We start from the raw sequence: 1,774 nt of genomic DNA on the forward strand, positions 1-1,774 counted from the left end.
GGAATTGGATTTTTCCAGTCTATCGGCCGAATCCCCCCTCTGACGCCACCCGGCAATCAGGCGATCGAAGAATTCAGCGCGAAGTGGCGCCTTCTCTCGCAGAAACGCGTTCTCATGGAAGTAGTACTTGGCGGTTTCTGCCAGGTCTTCGTTAGCGTCGGTTTCACCGTACTTGCTGATTGGACGCCCGTTGGGAAAAGCGAGACGAGGGCGCCCGTTCTCCCACGTTCCTACCTGATCGAAGATTCGACGCCTTCCCAGAAATTTTTTGCGAAGTCATTCAAAGCGTAACCCAGGAGCCCATGTGCCAACTCGTGAGTTGACGTACGCATCACACCGTTATCCATGCGAAAGTGTGCGCGGGCATAAATATTGAACAGCTTCCGTGATTTGAAATACTCCCCCGTAGCGTCGAAATACAATTCATTTTTATCCAGCGCGGATCGCACTACGCCAATTGTTTTCACCTCCTGATCGAAGCTGCTGCGGCTAGAATTTTTACGCTGCTCTCCCATGATGGGCGCGTAGTTACTCAGTGAGGCGCTCAACTGCTTCAATGTGTTGAGGTGAAGAGGCAGAGGGGTGATCTTCGCCTTGACAGCATCAGCAGCTTTCGGGCTTTGCTCCAGAACCGCCTGTACGCCTGCGGCAGAATCGAAGGTGATATGGTATTCGGCCTCCATCTTCCGTATCAACCGGCGGCGCACCAGTTCACTGTTCGCGAATTCACTTTTTTCTTCGACACGAACGTCAGGCGCCTCGGTATCCCCGTCGTCAGGAACGGCGAAGACGTGACCACCGTCAGCGGTGTCGCGATCCGCTCCCTCGGGCCCGGAAAGTCCCGGATCCTGCGGATGGCGAACACCCGGCGTGCTCACCTCAAGCCCAGCCGGGGCCCTCCCTCTACCCAGAACAGCCTCGCCAACGGTCTCCTGGCCTGCCTGGCTGTGGGTCGGTACCGTCCGGTCGGCCGCCGCCGTACGGGTGCCAGGGCCGGGCGCGGTCGTGCGCGGGGTGTCCGCGGCCGGGAGCGTGTCGCTGACGCGGGCAGCCCTGTCCGCCGTGTCGGCCCGTGGGACGCCGGACCGGGACAGGGGGGGTATCGGGACAGGGGCGGCCATGTCCCTTTCGGAGGCCAGGGACGGCAACTCGGCGGACTGTCCGTCCATGTGCGGCGCGCCGGACGAGGCGGCACCCTGCGCCCCGGCGGTCGCAGAGCCGGTAGCGGGGGACTCGGCGGTGGAGCGATCCGCCACGTGCGGACCCGCCTGCTCAGGATCGCCGGAACGGCTCGCCAGTTGCTGCTCCAGCCGAGCGATCAGTCTCGAGTCCGGCTCGGGAGCGGCCCGCAGGGACTTCAACGTCTTCTGAAGCCCCGAGACCATCGCATCCTCGGTATGTGCAGTGAAGGCGTACGGCTGCCAACTCCCGCCTGCGGCGCGTCCCGGGTGGGTGCTGGCCCACGTCGCTGCCTGCGCGAACGAGTCGGCTATCAACTGGGCTCGGTGCGGCAGCGTCCGCCACTGGTCGTACTGCTCCAGATGCTGGTGTGCGTTCGCGATCTGTTGGGGCGTCAGGTCGCCGCGATTGAGGATCGCGCTGTCCGGAGGGGTCTTCGCCAGCGCGGCCGTCAGCGACTTCTTGAGCCCCTCCCTCATCGTCTCGTCGTTGGAGGCCATCCCCACCTGCACGTCACCGGGGAGCCCGTGCCCGCGCGGATCACCCGAACGGGTCAGCTCGTCGAGCAAGGAATCCGGGGCGGGATCTGCTCCGT

General features: G+C 63.4%; 1 protein-coding gene. It reads right to left on the bottom strand.

Annotated elements, in window-relative coordinates; translation table 11 throughout:
* Positions 1-230: 230 nt before the first annotated feature.
* Positions 231-1,774 (bottom strand): hypothetical protein (locus tag IE94_RS0134060; protein ID WP_425337999.1); only part of this gene is annotated, 1,544 nt, incomplete at its 5' end.

It is taken from the genome of Streptomyces violaceorubidus (assembly GCF_000717995.1).
Taxonomy (GTDB): domain Bacteria; phylum Actinomycetota; class Actinomycetes; order Streptomycetales; family Streptomycetaceae; genus Streptomyces; species Streptomyces violaceorubidus.